Here is an 18,265-nt window from a genome sequence, read left to right on the forward strand (position 1 = left end):
GGAGAGGGAGGACCGGTGCATCTCGTCGCGGAGGACGTGCGTTCGCTCGATGAAACCGAGGCGGCCGTGGATCTCGGCCAGTCCCCGGGCGAGATCGTCGTGCTGTCCTTCTCCGATTCCGATCTCGGCGCGGTCGCGGCGGCCGCCGCAGCCGTCCCGGAACTGCCCAGCCTGCGCCTGGCCGCGCTCGGCCGCCTGAAACACCCCTATTCGGTCGACCTCTATCTGGAGAAGACCTGCGCGGGCGCCCGCGTGATTGTGGTCCGCTGCCTGGGCGGGGCCGACTACTGGCGCTACGGCGTCGACGAACTGGCCGTGCTCGCCCGTGCCCGCGGCATCGCGCTCGCCGTCGTGCCCGGCGACCATCTGCCGGATCTGCGCCTCGAGCGGGCCTCGACGCTGCCGCCCGACGATCTCGGCCGCATCTGGACCTGGTTCCAGGAGGGCGGCCCGGACAACATGGCCTCGCTGCTCGGCTTCCTCGCCGACAAGGCCGGACGGCCGCGCCCCTGGGCCCCGCCGGTGCCGGTGCCGGCGGCCGGCCCCTTCGCGGCGGCCTGCCGGGACGCTCCCGCCCCGGACGCCCCGCGCGCGCTGGTCGTGTTCTATCGCTCGCAGCTGCTGGCCGGCGACACCGCCCCGCTCCTGGCCCTGGCCGACGCGCTCCAGGCGAGCGGCTTCGCGGTCGCCACGCTTGCCGTGACCAGCCTGAAGGACCCGCGCGCCATCGAGGCCGTCGCGGCCGAGATCGCCGCCCGCCCCCCCGCCGTGATCGTCAACACCACCGCCTTCTCGGCGCGGCTGGATGCCGGCGCTTCGGCGCGGCTCGACGCGGATTCTGCGTCTGCGGCAGCGCCCGAGGCCGCCGACGGCACGGTGCTCGACCGGGCCGGCGTGCCGGTGCTGCAGGCCATCCTGCCGACCACCCCGCGCGCCGCCTGGGCGGAAAACCGCCGCGGGCTGGGCGCCGCCGATCTGGCCATGAATGTCGTCCTGCCGGAACTGGACGGGCGCATCCTGGCGCGCGCCGTCTCGTTCAAGGCGTCGGAAGCGCCTGTGCCGGGGCTCGATTTCGCCATCGTGCGCCATCGGCCCGAGCCCGACGGCATCGCCTTCACGGCCGATCTCGCCGCCGCCTGGGCGCGCCTCGGGGCGAAGCCGCCGGCCGCGCGCCGAGTGGCGATCGTGCTGTCCGACTATCCGGGCAAGGGCGGCCGCACCGGCTATGCGGTCGGCCTCGACACGGCGGCGAGCCTGGCCGCCATCGTGGCCGGCCTGTCGGGTGCCGGCTATCGCGCCGCGGGTTTCCCGCCGGACGACCACCTGATGGCCGCCCTGGAAGGCCGGTTGGCCGCCCTGGAGGGCCGGTGGGGCGAGCCGGAGGGGCAAAACGCCGAGCCGCCGGCCACGCCCGCAGGCCCCGCGCTCGACCTCGACACCTATCGCCGGCTGTTCGCGGCCCTGCCGGCGGACTTCCGCGCCAGCGTGACGGCGGCCTGGGGCGATCCGGCGGAGGACCCGGCCGCGGCCGGCGGCGCCTTCCGGTTCCGGACGCTCGGCGCCGACGCGGTTGCCGGCACCGGCGTCGTGGAGAACGCCGGTGCGGTCGTCGCCGCGGTGCAGCCGGATCGCGGGCGTTCGGGCGCGCGCAAGAGCGACTACCACGATCCGAACCTGCCGCCCTGCCACTTCTATGTCGCCTTCTACCTCTGGCTCCGGCACGTCTTCCGGATCGACGCGCTGGTCCATCTCGGCACCCACGGCACGCTGGAATGGCTGCCCGGCAAGTCGGTCGCCCTGGCGGCGGACTGCGCGCCGGCCGTGCTCGCCGGGCCGGTGCCGGTGATCTACCCGTTCATCGTCAACAATCCTGGCGAGGCCGCGCAGGCCAAGCGGCGGATCGGCGCTGTCACGATCGGCCACCTGACCCCGCCGCTTGCCCGCGCCGGCCATCATGGCGCCGCGGCCGAGATCGAGCCGCTGCTCGACGAATATGCCGAGGCGCAGGGGCTCGATCCGCGCCGCGCGCGCCGTCTCGCCGCCGCCATCCTGGACAAGGCCCGCGAGACGGGACTGGCCGGCGAGGCCGGCATCGGGCCGGAGATCGAACCGCGCGAGGCGCTGGCCCGGCTCGATGCCTGGCTGTGCGACCTGAAGGACATGCGCATCGGCGACGGCCTGCATGTCTATGGCCGCGCGCCCGCGGGCGAGCCCCGCCGCAGCACGGTCGCGCTGCTCGCCGAGGCGACCGGGGCGACGCCCGAGACCGTCGCCGACCGGCTCGACCGCTCGGCCGCGGCCGAGACGGCCGCCCTGTTGGCGGCGCTTGCGGGCCGCTTCGTGGCGCCCGGCCCGGCCGGAGCGCCGGTGCGCGGCCGGCTCGACGTGCTGCCGACCGGGCGCAACCTGACCGCCGTCGACCCGCGCGCGATCCCGACCGCGACCGCCTGGGAGATCGGCAGCCGTACCGCCGCGGAGGTGATGACCCGGCACGCCCAAGAGCACGGCGAATGGCCGCGCCGGATCTTCGTCGACCTGTGGGGCTCGGCGACCTTGCGCACCGGCGGCGACGATCTCGCCCAGGCCTTCGCCTATCTGGGCGTCCGGCCGGTGCGCGATCCCGGTTCGAGCCGGGTTTCCGGCTTCGAGATCCTGCCGCCCGCCCGGCTCGACCGGCCGCGCGTCGACGTGACCTTGCGGATCTCCGGCCTGTTTCGCGACGTGTTCCCGGCCCAGATCGCGCTCTTCGACGAGGCCGCCCGTGCGGTCGCCGGCCTCGACGAGGACGACGACTTCAATCCCCTCGCCGCCGCCCGCCGCGCCGGCGAGGCCGAGGCCGCCCGCATCTTCGGCGCCGCGCCGGGCGCCTACGGGTCCGGGCTGTCCGATCGCATCCAGACCGAAGGTTTCGCCGACCGCGCCGATCTCGGCGCCGCCTACCTGTCGGCCTCCGCCTTCGCCTATGGGGCCGGCCACGACGGGGTCGCCGAGCCGGAGCGGTTCCGCGACCGTGTCGCGGCCGCCGATGCCTTCGTGCATGTCGAGGATGACGGGCACCGCGACATCCTCGATTCCGATGCCTTCGCGACCCATGAGGGCGGCTTCTCCGCGGCCGCCGCCTCGCTCGGCGCCAACCCGGCGCTCTACCATGCCGACACGACCGGCCCCGGTCCGGCCAAGGTCAGGACGCTCGGCGAGGCGATCGCCCGGGTGGTGCGCGGGCGGGCGATCAATCCGCGCTGGATCGCCGGCCAGATGCGCCACGGCCATCGCGGCGCGGCCGAGATCGCCGAGACGGTCGGCAATCTCTACGCCTTCGCGGCGACCACCGAGGCGGTGACCAGCCGCCAGTTCGATCTCGTCTACGACGCCACGCTCGGCGACGACGCGGTGCGCGATTTCCTGCTCGCCGCCAACCCGGCTGCCGCCCACGCCATCGCCCGCACCTTCGCGTCGGCACGCCGGCGCGGCTACTGGCAATGCCGGCGCAACGCCCCGCTCGCGCTCCTCTCCGAACTGACCGGGGACGCCGCATGACGCATGCATCCCCAGCCCCCCTGCCCCACCGCGTCAAGGGCTGGTGCCCGGGCGCACTCCGGCCGATGGCGACCGGGGACGGGCTCCTGGTGCGGCTGCGGATCTCTGGCGGGCGCCTGTCGGCCGACCGCCTCGCCGCGGTGGCGGCACTGGCCCGGCGCCACGGCAACGGGCTCGTCGACCAGAGCCAGCGCGCCAACCTGCAACTGCGCGGGGTGACCGAACGGGCCTGGCCGGACCTGATCGCTGCCCTGGGCGATCTCGGCCTCCTCGACGCGGATGCCGAGGCGGAGGCGATCCGCAACATCGTGCCGAGCCCGCTCGCCGGTTGCGACCCGACCGCGCCGGTCGACGGCGCGGCGATCGCCGAGGATCTGGAACGACGGCTCGGCGCCGACCCGACGCTCAAGGCCCTGCCGGGCAAGTTCGGTTTCCTGGTCGACGAGGGCGGGCTCTTCCCGCTCGACGGGACCGCGACGGATATCCGCCTGACCGGGCTGCCCGACAGCCGGGTCCTGATCGCGCTCGGCGGCAGCGCCGCCACGGCCGTTCCGGCGGCCATCGTGCCGGAAGCCCAAGCCGGGGCGGCCGCCGTCGCCCTGGCGCAGGCTTATCTCGCCCTGCGGCAGCCGGAGGAACGGCGCCTCGCCGCCCTCCTCGCCCGGATCGGCGCGCCGGCCCTGGTCCGTGCGGCCGGGCTCGCGCCGATCGAGGCACCACCCCCTGCCCCGCAGCGCGGCGCAGCGCCGGTGGTCGGGTTTCATCCTCTGCCGTCCCGCGACGGGCGCGGCTTCCTGCTGCTCGCCGCCCCCTTCGGGCGCTGGGACGCCGACCAGCTCGACGCGCTCGCCGATCTCGCGCGCCGCTTCGGCGACGGCGACCTCCGCCTGACGCCCGGCCGCACCGTGGTCCTATCCGGCATCGCGGTGGCCGCGCGCGCGGCCGCCCTCGCCGCAGCGGCAGGGGCCGGGATCGTCACGACGCCGCAGGATGCGCGCCTCGCCGTGGTCGCCTGCGCGGGTCGGCCGGATTGTTCCTCCGGCCTGCAGCCCGCCCGGACCGATGCCGCCCGTTTCGCCGCCGCGGCCGCGCGCCTGCCCGGCGGCGGCGTGCGCCTGCATGTCTCCGGCTGTCCGAAGGGCTGCGCGCGGCCAGGCCCCTCCGCCGTGACGCTGGTCGGCCGGGAAGCCGGCTACGATCTCGTGCTGAACGGCGCGGCCGACCAGAGCCCCCAGGAATCCGCCCTCTCGGCCGAGGACGTGCTTGCACGGCTCGCCGCTCTGGCCGACAAGGGCCGACCATGACCGACCATCGACCCGCCACCCGCGACCACCATATCCGCGACGGACAGGCCATCTACGACCGCTCCTTCGCGATCATCCGCGCCGAGGCGGATCTGGCGCGCTTCTCAGGTGACGAAGAGAAGGTCGCGGTGCGCATCATCCATGCCTGCGGGATGGTCGAGATCGCCGCCGATCTGGCCTTCTCTCCAGGCGCCGTCGCGGCCGCCAAGGCGGCGCTCGCCGCGGGCGCGCCGGTGCTGTGCGATGCCAAGATGGTCGCCAACGGCGTGACCCGGTCGCGCCTGCCGGCCGACAACGACGTCGTCTGCACCCTCGACGACCCGTCCGTGCCCGACCTCGCCCGTCGCATCGGCAACACCCGCACGGCTGCCGCCATGGAACTCTGGCGCGAGCGGCTGCCGGGTTCCGTGGTGGCGATCGGCAATGCACCGACCGCGCTGTTCCGGCTCCTGGACCTGCTCGACGAGGGCGTGGCGCCGCCGGCCGCCGTGATCGGCATGCCGGTCGGCTTCGTCGGGGCGGCGGAATCCAAGGAGGCTCTGATGGCGGACGGGCGGGTTCCCTATCTGGTCATACGCGGGCGCAAGGGCGGCAGTGCCATGACGGCAGCGGCAGTCAACGCGGTGGCGAGCGAGCGGGAATGAACCTTTTCGATCCCGCCTTCGTCCCCGATCGTGCGCCCGGCCAGACCGTCGGCACGCTGCATGGCATCGGCCTCGGCCCGGGCGATCCGGAGCTTCTGACCGTCAAGGCGGTCCGGCTGATCCGCGCGGCACCGGTGGTTGCCTATTTCGCCAAGAAGGGCCGGCGCGGCAATGCCCGGACGATCGTCGATTCCTGGCTCGCCCCCGGCGTCGAGGAGATGCCGCTCGAATATCCGGTGACGACCGAGATCGGCTTCGCCGAGGAGGGCTACCGGCGCGAGCTCGGCGGCTTCTACGAGGAGGCCGCCGCCCGGCTCAGCGCGGTGCTCGCTTCGGGGCGCGACGTGGCGCTGCTCGCCGAGGGCGATCCACTGTTCTACGGCTCGTTCATGCATCTCTTCGTGCGCCTCGACGGCCGCTTCCCGATCGCGATCGTGCCGGGCGTCACCGGCATGTCGGGCTGCTGGACGGCGGCGCGCAGCCCGATCACCTGGGGCGACGACGTGCTCACCGTGCTGCCCGGCACGCTGCCCGAGGCGACCCTGGTCGAGCGGCTGAAGGCGACCGACGCGGCCGTGGTGATGAAACTCGGCAGCCATTTCGCCAAAGTCCGGCGCGCGCTCGCCGAAGCCGGCCGCGACGGCGAGGCGGTCTATGTCGAACGCGGTACCATGGCGGGCGAAACCGTGATGCGGCTCGCCGACAAGCCCGACGACGACGCGCCCTATTTCTCCATCCTGCTCGTGCCCGGAAACGGGAGGCGGCCGTGACCGGCGCCTCTGCGGGTTCGGCGGACAATGCTCCGGCAACTGTTTCTCCTGCGGCCGGTCGCCTGCGCGTCGTCGGCCTCGGTCCCGGCCCGGCGCGCTGGCTGACGCCCGAAGCCGCCGAGGCACTCGAGGCGGCGACCGATCTGGTCGGCTACGGCCCCTATGTCGACCGGGTGCCCGAGCGGCCCGGCCTGATCCGCCATGCCAGCGACAACCGGGTCGAGATCGACCGCGCCCGCCATGCGCTGGAACTCGCCGCGGCGGGCCGTTCGGTCGCGGTGGTCTCCGGCGGCGATCCGGGCGTCTTCGCCATGGCGGCGGCCCTGTTCGAGGCGATCGAGGCCGGCCCGGCGGCCTGGCGCTCGCTCGATATCGAGGTCGATCCCGGGATCAGCGCCATGCAGGCGGCCGCCGCCCGGCTCGGTGCGCCGCTCGGCCACGATTTCTGCGCCATCTCGCTGTCCGACAACCTGAAGCCCTGGGACCTCGTGCTGCGCCGGCTGACCGCCGCGGCGACGGGCGATTTCGTGATCGCGCTCTACAATCCCGCCTCCAAGGCCCGGCCCGACCGCATCTTCCAGGCCTTCGACCATCTGAGAAGCCTGAAGGACCCGGCGACCCCGGTCGCCTTCGCGCGCGCGGTCGGCCGGCCGGACGAACGCATCCGCATCGCCGCGCTCGGCAGCGCCGACCCGGGCCTCGCCGACATGGCGACGCTGGTGATGATCGGCTCCAGCGAGACCCGCCTCATCGACCGGCCCGGCCGCGATCCCTGGCTCTACACGCCGCGCCAGGCCGGGGGCGCCCGGTGAGCGAGGCCACGCCGGGGCGCTGGCTGACCCTGATCGGCCTTGGCGAGGACGGGCTCGACGGCCTCGCGCCGACGGCACGGCGCCTGCTGGCCGACGCGGAGCTGGTCGTCGGCGGTGCCCGCCACCTGCGTCTCGCCGGGCTCGATCCCGATCGGCCCGCCGGTTCCGGCCCGCAATGCCGCGCCTGGCCATCGCCGCTCACGGACGCGATCCCGGACATTCTCGCCTGGCGCGGCCGCCGGGTGGTGGTGCTCGCCTCGGGCGACCCGTTTCACTATGGCGTCGGCGCGACGCTTGCCGCCCATGTGCCGGCCGACGAGATGCTCTGCCTGCCGGCGCCGTCCGCCTTCGCGCTCGCCGCCGCGCGGCTCGGCTGGGGCCAGCAGGATTGCACGCTCCTGTCGCTGCACGGGCGCAGCTTCGAGCGCATCATCCCGGCCCTTCAGCCCGGCACCCGCATCCTGGCGCTCAGCTGGGACGGCACCACGCCCGGCCGTATCGCCGCGACGCTCGCCGCCCGCGGCCTCGGCGACACGCGCCTGACCGTGCTCGAATGTCTCGGCGGCCCGCGCGAGCGCATCCGCACGACGACCGCGGCCGGCTTCGATCTCGACGGCGTCGATCCGCTCAACACCGTCGCGCTCGAAGTGGTCGCCGGACCCGGCGCCTGGATCGTGCCGCGCACGGCCGGCCTGCCCGACGTGGCTTTCGAGAGCGACGGGCAGATCACCAAGCGCGAGATCCGGGCCGTCACGCTGTCGGCACTCGCGCCCCGGCGCGGCGAACTCTTGTGGGATGTCGGCGCCGGCTCGGGCTCCGTCGGCATCGAATGGATGCTGGCCGATCCGAGCCTCGCCGCGATCGCGATCGAGCCGCGACGCGACCGCGCCGCGCGGATTGCCCGCAACGCGGCCGCACTCGGCGTGCCCGGCCTGAACATCGTCGACGGCGCGGCCCCCGCGGCGCTCGACGGCCTGCCGGCGCCCGACGCGATCTTCGTCGGCGGCGGTGCCACGGCCGACGGCGTGATCGAGGCGTGCCTCGCGGCGCTCAAACCGGGCGGGCGGCTGGTCGTCAACGGCGTCACGTTGGAGGCGCAGGCCCGGCTTTCCGACGAGCGGCGGCGGCGCGGCGGCGAGCTCGTCATGCTGCAGGTGGCGCGGGCCGAGCCGCTCGGCGGGTTTCTGGGCTGGCGGCCGGCCATGCCGGTGGTGCAATGGCGGATGGAGAAGCCATGAGCGGACGCGGGGCGAGGCTGGCGATCGGCATCGGCTGCCGGAGCGGGGTCCAGGGACCGGCCGCGGCAGCGCTGATCGAGCGGGCGCTGGCGGCAGCGCGCGCGCTTCCCGAAGCGTCCGGCTTCGCGGCCGGCGCGGCGGTGTTCACGGCGGTGGAGAAGCGGGCCGAGACCGGTCTGGTCGAGGCGGCCGCGCGGCTCGGCCTGGCGCTGGTCTTCCTGCCGCGCAATGCGCTCGAAGCCGTCTCGGACGGCGCCGTGACCCGGTCGGAACGCGTCGTGCAGCTGTTCGGCGTGCCCTCGATCGCCGAGACTGCCGCGCTCGCCGGCGCCGGCCCGGGCGCGCGGCTTATCGTGCCGCGCATGGCCTCGGACGGGATCACCTGCGCGGTCGCGGTGGCGGACGGGAGGGGCAGATGACGGTGCACTTCATCGGTGCCGGGCCAGGCGCCCCGGACCTGATCACCCTGCGCGGCCGCGACCTGATCGCCGCCTCGCCGGTCTGCCTCTATGCCGGCTCGCTGGTGCCGGCGGCCCTGCTCGGCCATTGCCCGCCCGGCGCCCGCATCGTCGATACCGCGCCCCTGTCGCTCGACGAGATCGAGGCGGAATTCGTCCGCGCCGCCGCGGCCGGCCAGGATGTCGCGCGGCTGCATTCCGGCGACCTGTCGGTCTGGAGCGCGCTCGGCGAGCAGATCCGCCGGCTCGACCGGCTCGGCGTCGCCTATACGGTGACGCCCGGCGTGCCGGCCTTCGCGGCCGCCGCCGCCGCGCTGAAGCGCGAACTGACGCTGCCGGAGATCGGCCAGTCGCTGGTGCTGACCCGCACGCCCGGCCGCGCCTCCTCGATGCCGCCCGGCGAGACGCTGGCCGGCTTCGCCGCCACCGGGGCGACGCTGGCGGTGCATCTCTCGATCCACGCGCTCGCCGAGGTGGTCGAGAACCTGTTGCCGCATTACGGGCCCGACTGCCCGGTGGCGATCGTCTACCGCGCCTCCTGGCCGGACGAGCGCATCCTCGAAGGCACGCTCGCCACCATCGCCGCAGCCGTCGCCGCCGACCCGATCGAGCGCACCGCGCTGATCCTGGTCGGCCGCGTGCTCGACGCGGGCCAGTTCCGCGAGAGCGCCCTCTACGACCCGGGCTACCAGCGCCGCTACCGCGGCCGCGGCGGGCCGGGCGAGGGGTGAGCCGGCGGAGGGGCAGTCGGCAGTCGGCAGTCGGCAGTCGGCAGTCGGCGACGACGGACCGGCGTCGGAGGGCTTATACAATCATATAAATCACGATCCTCACGTCTCGCATTTCACCTGCGACCCCGGAAGCCATCACGGCTCTGACGTCGATCACGAATTCGTTTTTCTCATCTTTTCAATGGCTTGAAAAATTCACGATAACGCCGATCCGGTCTGGCACGCGGCTCGCAATAGAGGGGCATGACAGACCGAAGGAGATCGTGTCATGGCCAACAAGTCCCTGTTCGCATCTTATCTCGGGAAGCTGATCCCGAAGGCGAATGCCAAAAATCGGCACGGGGCGCCGGCCTATGAGCTGTCGCCGCGCCACCGCCTCGCCCAGCTCGCCGCCACCGGCACGCTGAACGCGACCTTCTATGCGGATGCCCAGGAGCAGCTCGACGCGATCCTGGCGCTGGCCCGCGAGGTCGACGCGACCTTCATCGCCAAGACGGCGGTCTATGCCCGCCGCAAGGGGGCGATGAAGGACATGCCGGCGCTCCTGGTCGCGCTCCTGTCGACGATGGCGACCGACCTGTTCGCGCCGGCCTTCGTCCGCACGATCGACAACGGCCGCATGCTGCGCACCTTCGTGCAGATCATGCGCTCCGGGGCGGTCGGTCGGAAGTCGCTCGGCACGCGGCCGAAGCGGATGGTCCAGGCCTGGCTCGAACAGGCCTCCGAGGTCGAGTTGATGCGTGCCGCGGTCGGTGCCGATCCGTCGCTCGCCGACGTGGTCAAGATGGTGCATCCCCGCCCGGCCGATGCCGGACGGCGCGCCTTCTACGCCTGGCTGATCGGCAAGCCCTACGACGTGGCGGCCCTGCCGCCGCTCGTCGCCGCCTTCGAGGCCTTCAAGCGCGATCCCTCGCTCGAGGTCCCGGAGGTGCCGTTCCAGATGCTGACCTCGCTGCCGCTGACCGCGGCGCATTGGGCGGCGATCGCGGAGCGCGGGGGCTGGCAGATGCTGCGCATGAACATCGCCACCTTCGCGCGCCACGGCGTGTTCGAACGGCCCGGCATGGTCGAGCGGATCGCCCGCCGGCTGGCCGACCCGGCCGAAATCCGCCGGGCGCGGGCGCTGCCCTACCAGCTCATGGCGGCGCACGCCATGGTGGCCGGAACGGCGCCGGAGCCGATCGTGGCGGCGCTGCAGGACGCGCTGGAGATCGCCATCGCCAACGTGCCCAAGGTCAAGGGGCGCGTGGTCGTCTGCCCGGACGTGTCCGGGTCGATGTCCTCGCCGGTGACCGGCTATCGCCGCGGCTCGACCACGGCGGTGCGCTGCGTCGACGTGGCGGCGCTGGTGGCGGCGGCCTTCCTGCGCGCCAACCCGGACACGGAGGTGCTGCCGTTCGAGGTCGACGTGATCAAGCTCCGGCTCGATCCGCGCGACACGGTGACCACCAACGCGGCCAAGCTGGCGGCGATCGGCGGCGGCGGGACGAACTGCTCGGCCCCGCTCGAACTGCTCGTCAAGCGGCATGCCAAGGTCGATCTGGTGGTGCTCGTCTCGGACAACGAGTCCTGGGTCGACGCCGCTGAGGCGCGGGGCTCGACGGCGGTGATGCAGGCCTGGACCCGGCTCAAGTCCTACAACAAGGACGCCAAGCTGGTGTGCATCGACCTGCAGCCCAACGCCACGACCCAGGCGGTCGAGCGGCCGGACATCCTCAATGTCGGGGGCTTCTCCGACGCGGTGTTCGAGACGATCGGCGCCTTCATGGAGGGCCGTTCCGCCGCCGACCACTGGGTCCGCGAGATCGAGGCGACCAAGCTCTGACCCGGCCGGCCGATGCCGATCGGCCGGACCACCCAAAGACGCCGCCGGCATCCGCCAGCTGGGCCGACCGCCCGGCATCGCCCGGCCGGTCGGGCCATCGACAAGCCCCTGCCGGGTCCGCCCGGCAGGGGGGACGGCCGGGGGGAATGCTTCCGGGGACTCCATCGCTTCTCACGATCCAAAGTCCCAGGGTATCGACTCGTCCCCCCGATCCGCTCTTTCCGAGCCCTGCCGCCCGGGATCCCCGGCGATCCCGGCGGCCGCGCTCCCAACCGCCCGGCGATAGGGGCCGGCCGTCCGATCCGAACCGGCCGGCACCCGCCGGACGACTGATACGAACCGCCGGCCGACCGTCAACCAACCCCCGCCGGGTTCGCCCGGCAGGACCGAACAAGCCGGGGGGAATGCCTCCGGGGACTCCATCGCTCCAAGGACCATAGTCCCCGGAACGAACTCGTCCTCCCGGCTTGCTCTCGCGCGCGGCCTCGCGCCCGCCCGGCATCCGGATCACCCGATCCGGATGACCGGGGTGGCGCCGGCCCGCAAATTCGAAGCCTGGCCTTCGCGTCCGCACGCCCAGTCCGGACGCGAAGGCGACGACGGCCCGAACCGGGCGGAGGGAATGCGGCATGGGACTCCATTCTTTGGGTGAACGACGGTCCCGTGCCTTGACTCGTCCCTCCGACCGGTTCGGACTGATATCCGGCCGAGACGAATGCCGAAGGAACTCCATCCAACGTGAATGTCGCGGGTTCAAATCCCGCCGGACCGGCAACGGGCCGTAGCTCAGCGGATAGAGCGTCATGTGCGATTCCTTCAAACCCTCGTCGTCTCGGCCACTTTTTCTGGAATGCGCGGCGTCTTCGGGGGCCGCGGCGAATGCAGGCGGGACTTCATCGGTAAGCCCCAGGGCGAGAGGTTCGACTCCTCACGCCGACTGCCGGCAGCACGGTTCGATCGGGCCACCCGGCCCGACCGGCACCATTGTGCTCTCGGCCAGCCGGCGTTAACCCCGCCGCCTCTCGTCGCCGCGGCTCCTTTCGCACCCGCATCCCGATTCCGGCCGCCGGGCCGTGACGAATGCCGACGAAACTCCATCATTGTGCTGACCGGGTCGCGGGTTCGAATCCCGCCGGGTCCACCCTCGGGTGGCCCGTAGCTCAGCGGTAGAGCAGGGGCCGACGGCTCTCCGGAGCCCGAAGCCACGTTTCGTCCCCCTCGTCGTCACGGCCTAGCCGCCGGAATTGCTAAGCCAGCCGCGGTCTTGGCGAAATGCTGCGTCCGCGAAGTGTTAGCCGTCACTGCTTGAAACAGTGTTCGCGATGCCATCTAAGGAAATGTGGATGCGGGCGTTCGAATGCTCGCTGCGGTACGATGGCGCGACCACTTCGGTTGACGAAAGCGCGCACGCTATCCGGGTCGTTGGCCTGTCGGGATACCAAGACTTCCAGATCATCCGCCAAGCTGATTAGGCCACGATCAAACATCCAATGGGCAGTGCCTGAAAGCGCAAGGCCGTTACCGACGATATCGGGACCGCCTGCCTGAACAGGCTTGATATGCGCTGCGGCCACTTCCGCCCGTCCGCCCCCATTAATCAATTTCAGGCCGCTGATCGCACATCGCTCGTTATAAGCACGCAGAACCACGCTTCGGAAGACGCGATCCCGAACGATCCGCGACGACAGGAAACTGACGCGCTCGCGGCTTTCCTCGAAAGCGAAAGGCGCCTGATCTTCGCCGAAACCGTCCTGCGGCCGGTCCGCGTCGGTCCTTGGCAGCAGCGGTTCGGAAACGTCCAGGCCACGCGCGAGAATCCGATCGAAATCGTTAGGCGACAATGGGCGGACCGCCCACTGAGCGCGCCCTGAAATTTTCCCGTCCTCATTCAAAAGCCCGTGCTCGACGAGATCCTCGCCATCCCTGAAGGGCACCGAACTTGCGAAGTCGAGATAGCTGCCCGGTTCAATCAGTGCCAGAAACATACCGCGTGTGATTGGATCTGGCACCACGCGCTCGACCTTGGCGATGGCGAAATAGCCGCGTGTGTCCGCCACTTTGCTTGGCTCATAATAGACGATCCAGTTAGCCACACAGGCTTCCACCCGCCCCAGATACTGAGGCGGGAACTGGTAACGCTCAGCCGGACTGTCGTCGTAGATCGAGTCGGTACGGTGGATAAAGACGCCGAATCCCATGGCGCAACCCTAGCCCAGTCCTTAGGCGAAGGAACATCCCTCGCGATATCGAACGGTCTTCTTCACAGAAAGTCCCAAGGCTTCAGCGCCTGATACGGCTGATAACGAACAATCCCCTATGTCATCAAGACGGCCGCACCCACCCCTACGCCTTTCCCCTCATCTCCCCCGTTGACACCCGCCCACGGTCATCTTACCTTCCTTTCAAATAACAAAACGTCGTTTCAAATAATGAAATGACCGGGACGGAAACGGATGACGACCGAGGCGGACGACGCGTCGGGCAAGGTTGCGGGGGGGACCAGCACGCTGGATCTCGCGCTGCGGGTGCTCGACTTTCTGGTCGGCGAGAGCCGGCCCCAGGCGCTCGCGCAGATCGCGGCGGCGCTCGGGGCGTCGAAGTCGACCGTCTATCGCCATCTGGTCACGCTCGGCCGACACGGGCTGGTGCGCCAGGACCCGGAAACCGATCGCTACGAACCCGCCGTCAAGCTCGTCATGTGGGGCGAGGCCGTGCGGTCGCGCTTCGACGTGATGACGGCGGCGCGCGACGTGATGGTGCGCCTGCGCGACGAGACCGCCCAGGCGGTGACGCTGTGCGGGCGCATGGACGACGGCGGCGTGGTGGTGTTGGAACTGATCCAGGGCCGCACCGTCATCGAGTTCGGCACCCGGCCGGGCACCCGGCTCGACTATCACGCCTCCGCGCATGGCCGCGTCTGGCTCGCATTCGGGGCGGCCGCGCAGCGCGAGGCGGCGCTCGCCGGCCCGCTGCGCCAGTGGACCACGCACACAATCACGGATCCGGCCGCGCTCCGGCGCGAGATCGAGGCCATCCGGGCGCGCGGCTGGGCCACCGCGCCCGACGAGATCGTCATCGCCGTCAACGCCCTCGCCGCGCCGGTCTTCGACCATCGCGGCGAGCAGGTCGGCTCGCTCGCCATTGCCGGGCCGACGCAGTTCATCCCCTCACCCCCCACCGAGGCCCAGATCCGGGCCGTCCTCGCCGCCGCGCAGGACATTTCCCGGCAACTGGGCTGGAGCGCGAAGCCATGACCTATTCCCTGGCCGTCGATATCGGCGGCACCTTCACCGATATCGTGCTCAGGAAGTCCGACGGCTCGCTCACCGTCGACAAGACTCTGACCACCCATGACGACCTGCTGCGCGGCTTCTTCGGCGGCGTGCATGCGGTGCTGGCCAAGGCCGGCATCCAGGCCGGCGACGTGAACGGCGTCGTCGTCCACGCCACCACGGTGGTCACCAATGCGCTGATCGAGCGCAAGGGGCCGCCGACCGCGCTGGTCGTCACCGAGGGCTTCCGCGACGTGCTCGTGATCCGCAACGAGCACCGCTACGACATGTACGATCCGCAGATCGAGTTCCCCGAGCCGCTGGTGCCCGAGCACCTGACCTTCGGGTTGGCCGAGCGCACGCTCGCCGACGGCACCGTGACGCGCGTGCCGGAGGAGGCCGAGATAGAGGCCCTGGCGGCGGCGATCCGCGCGTCGGGCGCGCATTCGGTCGCGATCTGCTTCCTCAATTCCTTCGCCAATCCGGCCAACGAGACCAAGGTCGCCGGCGCGCTGGCGCGGTTGCTGCAGGATGTCTTCGTCTGCACCTCGTCCGACGTGGCGCCGCAGATCCGCGAGTATCCGCGCGCCTCGACCACCACCGTCAACGCCTATGCGATGCCGATCTCGCTGCCATACCTGAGACGGCTAACCACCCGCCTCGACCAGGAGGGCATCGGCCAGACGCCGCTGATCATGCTCTCCTCCGGCGGAGTCGTCGGCGCCGAGACGGCCGGGCGCAATCCGGTGCGCATGATCGAGAGCGGACCGGCCGCCGGGGCGCTCGCCGCCTGCCACTATGCCGAAATCCTCGGCATCGACCGGCTGATGTCCTTCGACATGGGCGGCACCACCGCCAAGGCCTGCCTGATCGAGAACCGCACCCCGCTGGTCACCGGCCTGTTCGAGGTCGACCGCCGCTATCGCTTCAAGGAGGGCAGCGGCATCCCGGTCACGGTGCCGTCGATCGACCTGATCGAGATCGGCGCCGGCGGCGGCTCGATCGCCCGCATCGACGATCTCGGCCTCCTCAAGGTCGGCCCGGACAGCGCCGGCTCCGATCCGGGCCCGGCCTGCTACGGCCGCGGCGGCCAGGGCGCCACCGTCACCGACGCCGACCTGATGCTCGGCTTGATCGACGCCGACAACTTCCTCGGCGGCGAGATGAAGCTCGACCGCGCCGCCACCGAAGCCGCGCTCACCCGCCTCGGCAGCGCGCTCGGCGCCTCGCCGGTGCAGGCCGCGCGCGGCATCTACCGGGTGGTCACCGAGGCGATGGCCAATGCGGCGCGCAGCCACGCCACCGACCGCGGCGTCGACTATCGCGGCCTGCCGCTGTTCGCCTTCGGCGGCGCCGGCCCGCTGCATGCCTGCGGGGTCGCCGAACTGCTGCAGAGCTCGTCCGTGATCGTGCCGCCGCAGTCGAGCGTGCTGTCGGCCTTCGGCACGCTGGTCACGCCGGTCCGGCTCGATCTGGTCCGCTCCGACCTGGTCCGACTCGATGCGGTCGACTGGGCGCGCGTCGAGCGCATCCTCGGCGATCTCGAGCGCGAGGGCCGCGCGGCGCTGCGCGAGGCCGGCTGCACGGATGCCGAGATGCGCATCCGGATCGGCGCCGACATGCGCTATTCCGGCCAGCAGAACGAGGTGCCGGTGACCTTCGCGGAGGATCCGCGCCGGACCCGCGACGTGGCCGCCATCGCGGCGATCTTCGCCGAGGACTACCGCGTCCTCTACGGCGTAAATCCCTCGCATGTGCCGATGGAGATCGTCACCTGGCGCGTGGTCGTCGAGGGCCCGCCGATCCGCTTCCATGCCGCCGGCCGCCCGGCCGCCGCAGCCGGCGAGCCGCGCCGCGTCCGCCCGGTCCATGCCTGGCAGGACGACCAGCCGGTCGCCGTCTGGAACCGGGCCGACCTCGCCGTCGGCCAGACCATCGAGGGCCCGGCGATCATCGAGGAGCGCGAGACCACCACGGCCATTCCGCCGGGCTGGAGCGCCACCATCGACCCCGTCGGCTGCATCGTCGCCACCAAGGCTTGAGGACCACGCCCGATGACCCGCGATCTCACCCGTATCGACGCCGTCGAGCTCGAAATCCTCTGGTCGAACCTGATCGGCATGGTGACCGAGCGCGCCAAGGCGCTGCAGCGCATCGCCTTCAGCCCGATCGTGCGCGAGGCCGGCGACCTCGCCTATGCGCTGTTCGACCAGCGCGGCCGCATGGTCGCCCAGGCCAATACCGGCACGCCCGGCCACATCAACTCGCTCGCTTTTGCCGGCAAACATCTGGCCGGCCTGTTCACCGGCAAGGTCGAGCCGGGCGACGTTCTGATCACCAACGATCCCTGGCTGTCGGCCGGGCACTTCTTCGACATCACCACGCTGACGCCGATCTTCAATGGCGCGGCGGTGATCGGCTGGGTCGGCTCGACCATCCACCACACCGATATCGGCGGCTACGGCATCGGCGCCGGCGCCCGCGACGTGCATGAGGAAGGGCTCTGGATCCCGCCGCTCAAGCTCTACGAGCGCGGCGTTCCGAATGCGGTGCTGCACGACATCATCCGCCGCAACGTGCGCACGCCGGACGCGGTCTTCGGCGATCTCGCCGCCCAGGTCTCGGCCGGCCGGACGGCCTCCGAGCATCTGGTCGCGCTGTGCGAGCGGCACGGCCTCGCCGATATCGAGGGGCTGTCGGACGAGATCCTGCGCCGCTCCGAAGAGGCCACCCGCGCGGCGATCCGCAAGCTGACGCCCGGCACCTATCACGGCGTCTCGCGCTTCGACGTGCCCGGCGGCGAGATCATCACCCTCAAGGCCGCGGTCACCATCGATGCCGAGGCCGGCCATGTCGTGGTCGATTTCGACGGCAGCTCGATGCAGACCACGACCGGCATCAACGTGGTGCTGAACTATACCCACGCCTATTCGACCTTCGCGGTCCGCTCCTGCCTGAACCCGGAGCTGCCGAACAATTCCGGCTCGCTCGCCCCGATCGAGGTGCGCGCCCCGCTCGGCTCGATCATCAATTGCGAGTATCCGGCGCCGGTCAACGCGCGCCACGTCGTCGGCATGTATGTGCCGATGCCGATCCTGAAGGCGCTGCACCAGGTCATGCCGGACCGGGTGCTGGCCGAGGGCTCGGGCGCGGTCTGGACCATCCAGATCCAGGGCAAACGCTCGGACGGACGCGCCTTCACCTCGTCGATGTTCAACTATTCGGGCGGCATGGGCGCACGCGCCGGCAAGCCCGGGCCGAGCGCGACCTGCTACCCGACCGGGGTCGCGGCCGTGCCGGTCGAGATCCTGGAAGCCTCGATGCCGATCGTGTTCGACCGCAAGGAGCTGCGCCGCGGCTCCGGCGGTGCCGGCCGGATGCGCGGCGGCGACGGCCAGTCGATCGGCTTCCACATGAACACCGACCAGCCCTGGCTGCTGAATGCCGTGCCGAGCCGCATGGAAGACGGTCCGGAAGGCATCGGCGGCGGCGAGCCAGGGGCGGCGGGCCGCTTCCTGATCAACGGCGAACCGGTCAGCCAGGCGCGCAAGCTGTCGATGAATCCCGGCGACACGGTGCTGCTGCAGACACCCGGCGGCGGCGGCTTCGGCCCGGCGGAATGAGGGATCGAGGGCGGCCGCAGAATGCCGCCCCGGTCGCGATCGTCGAGAATC

General features: G+C 71.7%; 13 protein-coding genes. 12 read left to right on the plus strand and 1 reads right to left on the minus strand.

Annotated elements, in window-relative coordinates; genetic code table 11:
• Positions 1-15: 15 nt before the first annotated feature.
• From cobN to KL771_RS25535, 9 genes are all read left to right on the plus strand, one after another.
• On the plus strand, positions 16-3,537 hold the full coding sequence (gene cobN, locus KL771_RS25495) for a cobaltochelatase subunit CobN (RefSeq protein WP_261971323.1): 3,522 nt from the start codon (positions 16-18) through the stop codon (positions 3,535-3,537).
• Positions 3,534-4,841, plus strand: a complete 1,308-nt coding sequence (gene cobG, locus KL771_RS25500; RefSeq protein ID WP_261971324.1) for a precorrin-3B synthase — start codon at positions 3,534-3,536, stop codon at positions 4,839-4,841. The genes cobN and cobG overlap by 4 nt, the downstream gene beginning before the upstream one ends.
• Positions 4,838-5,485: a precorrin-8X methylmutase gene (locus KL771_RS25505; protein ID WP_261971325.1), complete on the plus strand. Its 648-nt coding sequence runs from the start codon at positions 4,838-4,840 to the stop codon at positions 5,483-5,485. Before cobG ends, KL771_RS25505 begins: the two co-directional genes overlap by 4 nt.
• Positions 5,482-6,255, plus strand: coding sequence for a precorrin-2 C(20)-methyltransferase (locus tag KL771_RS25510; RefSeq protein WP_261971326.1), 774 nt, complete (start codon positions 5,482-5,484; stop codon positions 6,253-6,255). Before KL771_RS25505 ends, KL771_RS25510 begins: the two co-directional genes overlap by 4 nt.
• A complete protein-coding gene (gene cobJ / locus KL771_RS25515) occupies positions 6,252-7,067 on the plus strand; it encodes a precorrin-3B C(17)-methyltransferase (RefSeq protein ID WP_261971327.1) in 816 nt (271 codons plus the stop codon). The genes KL771_RS25510 and cobJ overlap by 4 nt, the downstream gene beginning before the upstream one ends.
• Positions 7,064-8,305 carry a precorrin-6y C5,15-methyltransferase (decarboxylating) subunit CbiE gene (gene cbiE, locus KL771_RS25520; RefSeq protein WP_261971328.1) on the plus strand — a complete coding sequence of 414 codons (1,242 nt, stop codon included), beginning with the start codon at positions 7,064-7,066 and terminating at the stop codon, positions 8,303-8,305. Before cobJ ends, cbiE begins: the two co-directional genes overlap by 4 nt.
• Positions 8,302-8,724 carry a cobalamin biosynthesis protein gene (locus KL771_RS25525; protein ID WP_261971329.1) on the plus strand — a complete coding sequence of 141 codons (423 nt, stop codon included), beginning with the start codon at positions 8,302-8,304 and terminating at the stop codon, positions 8,722-8,724. Before cbiE ends, KL771_RS25525 begins: the two co-directional genes overlap by 4 nt.
• The gene (gene cobM, locus KL771_RS25530) at positions 8,721-9,494 is read left to right on the plus strand and encodes a precorrin-4 C(11)-methyltransferase (protein ID WP_261971330.1); all 774 of its coding nucleotides are present in this window, start codon (positions 8,721-8,723) and stop codon (positions 9,492-9,494) included. Before KL771_RS25525 ends, cobM begins: the two co-directional genes overlap by 4 nt.
• Positions 9,495-9,762: 268 nt before the next feature.
• On the plus strand, positions 9,763-11,319 hold the full coding sequence (locus KL771_RS25535; RefSeq protein WP_261971331.1) for a vWA domain-containing protein: 1,557 nt from the start codon (positions 9,763-9,765) through the stop codon (positions 11,317-11,319).
• 1,298 nt (positions 11,320-12,617) lie between these two features.
• On the opposite strand, the gene KL771_RS25540 is transcribed toward KL771_RS25535, so the two are convergent.
• Positions 12,618-13,517, minus strand: coding sequence for an HNH endonuclease (locus KL771_RS25540; protein WP_261971332.1), 900 nt, complete (start codon positions 13,515-13,517; stop codon positions 12,618-12,620).
• 255 nt (positions 13,518-13,772) lie between these two features.
• Here KL771_RS25540 and KL771_RS25545 point away from each other — a divergent pair, with 255 nt between their 5' ends.
• From KL771_RS25545 to KL771_RS25555, 3 genes are read left to right on the plus strand one after another with little or no spacing between them, the layout of a single operon-like run.
• Positions 13,773-14,573: an IclR family transcriptional regulator gene (locus KL771_RS25545; RefSeq protein WP_261971333.1), complete on the plus strand. Its 801-nt coding sequence runs from the start codon at positions 13,773-13,775 to the stop codon at positions 14,571-14,573.
• On the plus strand, positions 14,570-16,633 hold the full coding sequence (locus KL771_RS25550) for a hydantoinase/oxoprolinase family protein (RefSeq protein ID WP_261971334.1): 2,064 nt from the start codon (positions 14,570-14,572) through the stop codon (positions 16,631-16,633). The genes KL771_RS25545 and KL771_RS25550 overlap by 4 nt, the downstream gene beginning before the upstream one ends.
• 12 nt (positions 16,634-16,645) lie before the next feature.
• Positions 16,646-18,214, plus strand: coding sequence for a hydantoinase B/oxoprolinase family protein (locus tag KL771_RS25555; RefSeq protein ID WP_261971335.1), 1,569 nt, complete (start codon positions 16,646-16,648; stop codon positions 18,212-18,214).
• The last annotated feature ends 51 nt before the right edge of the window (positions 18,215-18,265 follow it).

Source organism: Prosthecodimorpha staleyi, assembly GCF_018729455.1.
Lineage (GTDB): Bacteria > Pseudomonadota > Alphaproteobacteria > Rhizobiales > Ancalomicrobiaceae > Prosthecodimorpha > Prosthecodimorpha staleyi.

What these genes read in the sequence shown, in the direction of transcription:
- cobG (WP_261971324.1), top strand. Translation starts at nt 3,534, where the DNA reads ATGACGCATGCATCCCCAGCCCCCCTGCCCCACCGCGTCAAGGGCTGG.
- KL771_RS25505 (WP_261971325.1), top strand. Translation starts at nt 4,838, where the DNA reads ATGACCGACCATCGACCCGCCACCCGCGACCACCATATCCGCGACGGA.
- KL771_RS25510 (WP_261971326.1), top strand. Translation starts at nt 5,482, where the DNA reads ATGAACCTTTTCGATCCCGCCTTCGTCCCCGATCGTGCGCCCGGCCAG.
- KL771_RS25525 (WP_261971329.1), top strand. Translation starts at nt 8,302, where the DNA reads ATGAGCGGACGCGGGGCGAGGCTGGCGATCGGCATCGGCTGCCGGAGC.
- cobM (WP_261971330.1), top strand. Translation starts at nt 8,721, where the DNA reads ATGACGGTGCACTTCATCGGTGCCGGGCCAGGCGCCCCGGACCTGATC.
- KL771_RS25535 (WP_261971331.1), top strand. Translation starts at nt 9,763, where the DNA reads ATGGCCAACAAGTCCCTGTTCGCATCTTATCTCGGGAAGCTGATCCCG.
- KL771_RS25540 (WP_261971332.1), bottom strand. Translation starts at nt 13,517, where the DNA reads ATGGGATTCGGCGTCTTTATCCACCGTACCGACTCGATCTACGACGAC.
- KL771_RS25545 (WP_261971333.1), top strand. Translation starts at nt 13,773, where the DNA reads ATGACGACCGAGGCGGACGACGCGTCGGGCAAGGTTGCGGGGGGGACC.
- KL771_RS25550 (WP_261971334.1), top strand. Translation starts at nt 14,570, where the DNA reads ATGACCTATTCCCTGGCCGTCGATATCGGCGGCACCTTCACCGATATC.
- KL771_RS25555 (WP_261971335.1), top strand. Translation starts at nt 16,646, where the DNA reads ATGACCCGCGATCTCACCCGTATCGACGCCGTCGAGCTCGAAATCCTC.